Here is a 5,640-nt window from a genome sequence, read left to right as displayed (position 1 = left end):
ACTATGCGTTGAATTTAGTGATTAAGGTGGTTTGCGGCGGCTTCGGTATTGCGTTGCTCACCCCTTAGCAGGGCGTTAGAGCGCAGGAGAAAAAATAATGAATATGACGGACATAATTGAGTACATTTCATACCTTATCGCCGGCATTATTATCGCTCCCTTCGGCTTTATGTTGTTTAAAGAATTCATCGGTAAAGATCGCAAGACGGTCACAGATGAAGTCAAATCTACAGTAGGAGACGAATCGAGAAAGTTCTTGGGCGGTAGATATGGTGATGCAGTTGTTGGTCAGTTTGTCGAGTTTAAACTGATAATAGCGATAGGTTTGCCAGTAGTTCTATTTCTAGGGACCTCTTCCTTGGTAAATTCTCTTTTGAAAGTTCTATTCAACCTGTGAGTTGCGCTCTAACAAACTGTTCAAGAGGGATTCGCAACGCGTGGCATTTTCACTATGCGTTAGTTTTAGTGTTTAAGGTGGTCTGCTGCGGCTTCGGTATTGCGTTGCTCACCCCTTAACAGGGCGTTAACTTTCATTACATTCAAGCTCAAATCCTTGAATGACTAGACCAATATATTTGAGGTTGTTGATGAGTCGATTAGTACGAGAATTAAAAAGAGCAAGTGAGGTCTCGCCTAGCTCTAGTCGAGAGTTGCCAGCACCAAATAAAGTAATTGGAACTGAAACGAAAGCTAGAATTTATGTTAAAGATAAAGGTTTTGGACACACTTCGTTTTCTCAACCTAGCTCTTTTGACGTTCATCAAGCAAAGTTCGAAAAAACTTACATTGTCACTAGCTGTCCATATTGTGTAACACACAAGCAAGGTTTAACACCTATTCAAATTGCGCACCATGTTCATTCTTTTCATGCTGATAAGTGGCAAGAGTTTTCTGAAAAATATCAATTTTTAAAAGACTATCAAACTTGTGAAGGGTGCGGTGCGTTGGTTAAAAATCAAAGAAAACATTCAAAGAAATGTAAGTTTTAGCATCAAACGAATTGAAAGTTAACAAACAATTTAAGAGTGATTCAGCACGCTTGGCATTTTCGGTTTTGGTTAAGTTTAGTGGTTAAGGTGTTCAAATTGAGTGTCGTGGATGTGTGCTTCACACCTTAATTGGGCGTTAACTAGCTAAACATCCAATGGATAAATTGCTGCATGTGGTATTTGAGTAGCGAAAGTTTATTTAATTAAAGGAATTATTTGTGGCTACAACAGTCGAAAAGTTTATTTTTAATCATACAAAAACCAGCCATAAACGTTGGGAATCTATGGTGATGTACGCGTTGCACTATGCACTAAGAGATGTAAAGCTCTTATCTCAATATCCAGTTAATCAGTATTATATTGATGGATATTTTCCAGATTTAAAACTTGCAGTGGAGATAGATGAACCATTTCATGTAAGAACACAAGAGCAGGATGCCATTCGAGAAAGGGATATAAAATCTGAACTTGGTTGTGAGTTCTTTCGAATAAATGTGAATGAGCCTGTTTACGAACAAATTGACAGGTTAATCATGAAAGTTAAGGCACTTAACCCGCCTGAGTGGAAGATAAAAGAGAAACCTTCGCGTCAAAATATTGGTGAGTATTCTAAGGATTACTTTGACAAACTCACAGCGGCGAATGCTTTTGAATTCTTGGACAATATCCAAGAAGAAGTTGAGCAACTAGGTATTTCAGTCTCTACAGAAGAAGCTAATCCTAATACTCGACCAAGTAATGGGATGGTGAGTTTTAACGTTATTTTTGGTGCCCTTAAACTAACGGTTTTTACTCGCAGTACGTGTAAGCCAAAGATTATAGTTAGTGAATATGATTTGGCTACTATAAAGCAGTTGGATATGCGTTTATCTGAACCAAGTAAAACGAATCCACCATATTGGAAGATAATAGGTTTTGATAGACAGTTGACCCGTGATGAAACAGTATCTTATTTGGCAAATCTGTCGATAAAGTACGGAAAATAGAACATACTTTGCAAGTTAATGGGCTGTCACATTGATTATTCGAAGATCATACAGGCTTCGCTAGTTAACAAACTGTTCAAGAGGGATTCGCAACGCGTGGCATTTTTACTATGCGTTATTTTTGGTGGTTAAGGTGGTATGCGGCAGCTTATATATTGCGTTGCTCACCCCTTAACAGGGCGTTATATTGCCATTGGAGATTTGCGTGGAAATTGATGATTTAATTTATTCTATTCGTGAAATCATTTCCGATGTTGCTATTGAGACTGAGCAAGATTCAGATCTGTATTCTATTGTTTCGGTTGATAATAGTGCAGACTACAACTCTGTCATAGATAGCTTGTAGATGCTAGAAGATACTCAGTTGGCAAAACATGCCTTTCTTATCCGCTGTGAATCTTTGTCAATTGGTGAGCTCTACCTTTATTTCTACGGAGTTTTTAATGCTATTTATATGCAGCAACAAGCTTTGTTAGTAATTCTTCGAAAAATGGGTATAGAGTTTAATCCTAAGGCACTTCGGGATTGTACGATCTTTGACCTTCGCAATAGCTTTGCTGCGCATGGTGCAAATCGCGGAGGGCGGGATGTCAAAGAGCATAGTTTCATTCTCGATCGTCACGCATTGCAGACAGGCAAAGTTAGCGGTTACTCGGCGAATCACGAAAGTGGCTTTATGTCTCATGATTATCACATTAGTGATTTGATAAGTGATTGGGATATAACCTTATTAGCTCATATTGAGTTGATCCATGATAGGGTCAGAGAAAATAGTAAGCTGACAATATAACAAATTGTTCAAGAGTGATTCGGCACGCGTGGCATTTTTACTATGCGTTGGTTTTAGTGGTTAAGGTGTTATGCGGGAGCTTCGGTATTGCGCGCCTCACACCTTAACAAGGCGTTATGTAAAGCGGGTAAAATAGGCATTATTCTGTTTATTCGCTCTCTCTAGCTATCGGTTTTCATCCTCGTCAAAATCAGCTCTTTCTGTCCCGATTCATTGCCAAATTAGCCGTAAAACATGTCAAGGTTCGTGAGTTTCCTCATTCAGTTTCAGTGTCGGTTCGTGGCTAGTTTTGCCGGCTCAAAGTGGGGAAAGGGCAAGGTTAACGAAACTGCCCATTTGCTGATGGTTTCTTTCGTTCGGTTTGCTAGATTCAAAAGCATTTTTGGTCGCTGGTCATCACCATTTTTCGCTTGTTGAAGCTTGGTCTGTAACATTGCTGGCTCTGCAAATTCGTGAACACTGTTGGGTTCTTTGGATTTGGCTATTTCTTCGGTCGTACAGGCTTGGTTTTTCGTGGTAACTTTGGCTTATGTGGCTGAATTTACATAACAAAGCATTTAAGACGGATTCTCAACGCTTGGCAATTTCAGTCTGGGTCGGCTTTAGTGCTAAAAGTGGCAAGGTTTAGGCTTTGGTGGTCGCGTTGTTCACCACTTAATGCGGCGTTATGTGTATTAGGAATTGAATAATGGAAGCATTGACTAATTACTATAAAGTGTTGAATCGCTCGCAGAAACTATATCTATTTAGTATAACTTGTCTGCTCCTTTCTATCATAACCAATCCCGTTTTGATGGATATGTCCAAAGGCTTTCTTTCCTTGGCGTTGTTAATTACATTAATAGCCTTAATAAAGGATGGAAATAAAATATATAAGATCATTTGGAGCCATAACTTAGGTAAGGGCATCATGCTAGTTCTGTATGCGTTATTAGCGAATATCTGTTTTGCTTTAGGAGACCAGTTTGTTAATGATGCGTTAGGAGTTGAACCTACAACATTTAAGTATGTAAGAGTTTATGCATCTATATTACTCCTTCCTTTCCTAGTCATATCGGTTGCACTTATAGTTCAAATGATCGTAGTAATCGGAAGTGGTGTTTACTTCTTCATCGCTTGGCTATTAAATAGCCTTGTGTCTGTCGGGATATTGAGTGAGTTTATTCCAGAAAGGAAAGAACGCTTTTGGTTACTAACAGCTATTGTAAGAGTTATTGTTCTTTCAATTTTTATTAATTGCCTTCATCAAAAGTTTCTCAATAATTCAAATGATTACGAGAAGTTTGTAAAAAGTAGCATTGTGAGTTTCGTGTATTTCTTGGAATCTTACTCGAAATCGAGGTGTATACTTGCGCCTGAACAGCGAATTGTACCGTTGCTGAATGATGAAATTTTGGTTTTATATCCATTGGCTAATAACTCATATCAAATTTCGCTTAAGCAGTGTGTACCTGCTATTACACATAACAAAGCGTTTAAGAGTGATTCGTAACGCGTGGCATTTTTACTATGCGTTGCGTTCGGTGTTTAAAGTGGTATGCGGCGACTCCGGTATTGCATTACTCACACCTTAACGCGGCGTTATGTGCTTTGGTGGAAACGAATATGGAAATCACAATCAGGCTTATTGAAACAGAAAGCATTGAGGACAAAGATATATTCGAGACTTTGTTTAGAGAATATCTATCTGGGTTCGCAGTTGAGCTAGATCCCCCAGTAATTGCTCAGCTATTTGCGTTGCCTTATTTCCACGGATTTATCAGTTTTGTCGACAATAAGCCTTCTGGTTTTGCGGTTTGCTTTGAATCTTTCTCAACTTATCGTGCGCAAAGAGTGATGAATATCCATGACTTTATGGTGTCGGACAACTTTCGTGGTAAAGGTGTGGGCAAAGCGCAACTGAATGGTATCGAACAGTATTGTCGTGATAATGATTACCTCAAAATCACACTAGAGGTCGGTGATGATAATGTTGCAGCTAAAAAGCTTTACAGTTCATTGGACTACGAAGATTACAGAGTAGTTTTGAAAGGGCAGCAACATTGGCAAAAGTACCTCAATTAGCACGCACATAACAAACTGTTCAAGAGTGATTCGCAACGCGTGGCATTTTNNGTGTTTAAGGTGGTATGCGGTAGCATCGGTATTGCGTTGCTCACACCTTAACAGGGCGTTATGTTTTTAGAGGAAATTTGATAGTTTATGGAAAGCTTCTTCGAGAGTGAGTTCATGCTCTCCAACTCACTTCACTTTGTTTTGCTCACCTGCGGTTTAGCATTAGCTTTCCATTTACCAATCTGGTGTGGCTTTAATCTCTGTAAGCGTAAGTGGAAGTATGTTGACTACCTTTGGCCTCTGCTAGCAGGTGTAGGTATGCTGGGTGCAGTTTCTGAAATTCGTGCAGCCGTTGCTGGTAATTGGGCTATCACCGAGCAAACACGAGCGGTAACTATTCTCGAATCAGTTCACGAGTTTTCAGTTCGGCAGATTAAAAGCGATATGTGTTCTGGCCTTATATCTGTTGGTGGTGAAGATGGATACTCCGACCCATGCAGTTGGTATTTATCGGTTGCTAAGCATCTAAAATCCCTCGATTTCAACTTACTGCCAATATTGGACCTGAATCTATTTTCTACCTCAGGACTCAACTTAAAATGGGTTGAGGAAGATGTTACATGGGTTAATGGTATGTTCGAGCAATACAACCAGCAAAAAAAGCGATACGACGAGACCAAGCTCGCGCAAGTCAAACATCCGATTGAGCAAGTATTTTGGTATATCAGTCCGTATTTAGTTTGTTTTGCGGTAGCTTTACGATTGGCTAAAGTGACAGGTGAGCTCAAACTGGAAAAACAAACATAACAAACTGTTTAAG

General features: G+C 39.4%; 8 protein-coding genes. All 8 read left to right on the top strand.

Going from position 1 to position 5,640, the window contains the following annotated elements:
• The first annotated feature begins 97 nt into the window (after positions 1–97).
• The 8 genes from BCT11_RS21770 (at position 98) to BCT11_RS21710 (ending at position 5,627) form a co-directional block, all read left to right on the top strand.
• Positions 98–397, top strand: a complete 300-nt coding sequence (locus BCT11_RS21770; protein ID WP_102389284.1) for a hypothetical protein — start codon at positions 98–100, stop codon at positions 395–397.
• Between the two features lie 190 nt (positions 398–587).
• Positions 588–989 (top strand): hypothetical protein, encoded by a 402-nt coding sequence (locus BCT11_RS21760; protein ID WP_133152155.1) that lies wholly within the window; start codon positions 588–590, stop codon positions 987–989.
• Between the two features lie 218 nt (positions 990–1,207).
• Positions 1,208–1,975 carry an AbaSI family restriction endonuclease gene (locus tag BCT11_RS21750; protein ID WP_102389280.1) on the top strand — a complete coding sequence of 256 codons (768 nt, stop codon included), beginning with the start codon at positions 1,208–1,210 and terminating at the stop codon, positions 1,973–1,975.
• Between the two features lie 205 nt (positions 1,976–2,180).
• Entirely contained in the window at positions 2,181–2,321 is a 141-nt protein-coding gene (locus BCT11_RS28455; protein WP_241909051.1) for a hypothetical protein, read from the top strand.
• On the top strand, positions 2,322–2,765 hold the full coding sequence (locus tag BCT11_RS21740; protein ID WP_241909050.1) for a hypothetical protein: 444 nt from the start codon (positions 2,322–2,324) through the stop codon (positions 2,763–2,765).
• A gap of 688 nt (positions 2,766–3,453) precedes the next feature.
• Complete coding sequence (locus tag BCT11_RS21730) at positions 3,454–4,257, top strand: hypothetical protein (protein WP_045490314.1); 804 nt, start codon at positions 3,454–3,456, stop codon at positions 4,255–4,257.
• A 113-nt stretch (positions 4,258–4,370) separates the two neighbouring features.
• A complete protein-coding gene (locus BCT11_RS21720; RefSeq protein ID WP_102389279.1) occupies positions 4,371–4,829 on the top strand; it encodes a GNAT family N-acetyltransferase in 459 nt (152 codons plus the stop codon).
• A 138-nt stretch (positions 4,830–4,967) separates the two neighbouring features.
• Entirely contained in the window at positions 4,968–5,627 is a 660-nt protein-coding gene (locus BCT11_RS21710; protein WP_038887123.1) for a hypothetical protein, read from the top strand.
• Positions 5,628–5,640 lie beyond the last annotated feature (13 nt).

The organism is Vibrio sp. 10N.222.52.B12 (genome assembly GCF_002875385.1).
GTDB lineage: Bacteria > Pseudomonadota > Gammaproteobacteria > Enterobacterales > Vibrionaceae > Vibrio > Vibrio jasicida.
This window is presented reverse-complemented; position numbering and strand designations above follow the sequence as displayed.

Coding starts and splice junctions, on each gene's coding strand:
- BCT11_RS21770 (WP_102389284.1), top strand. CDS start 98: ATGAATATGACGGACATAATTGAGTACATTTCATACCTTATCGCCGGC.
- BCT11_RS21760 (WP_133152155.1), top strand. CDS start 588: ATGAGTCGATTAGTACGAGAATTAAAAAGAGCAAGTGAGGTCTCGCCT.
- BCT11_RS21740 (WP_241909050.1), top strand. CDS start 2,322: ATGCTAGAAGATACTCAGTTGGCAAAACATGCCTTTCTTATCCGCTGT.
- BCT11_RS21730 (WP_045490314.1), top strand. CDS start 3,454: ATGGAAGCATTGACTAATTACTATAAAGTGTTGAATCGCTCGCAGAAA.
- BCT11_RS21720 (WP_102389279.1), top strand. CDS start 4,371: ATGGAAATCACAATCAGGCTTATTGAAACAGAAAGCATTGAGGACAAA.
- BCT11_RS21710 (WP_038887123.1), top strand. CDS start 4,968: ATGGAAAGCTTCTTCGAGAGTGAGTTCATGCTCTCCAACTCACTTCAC.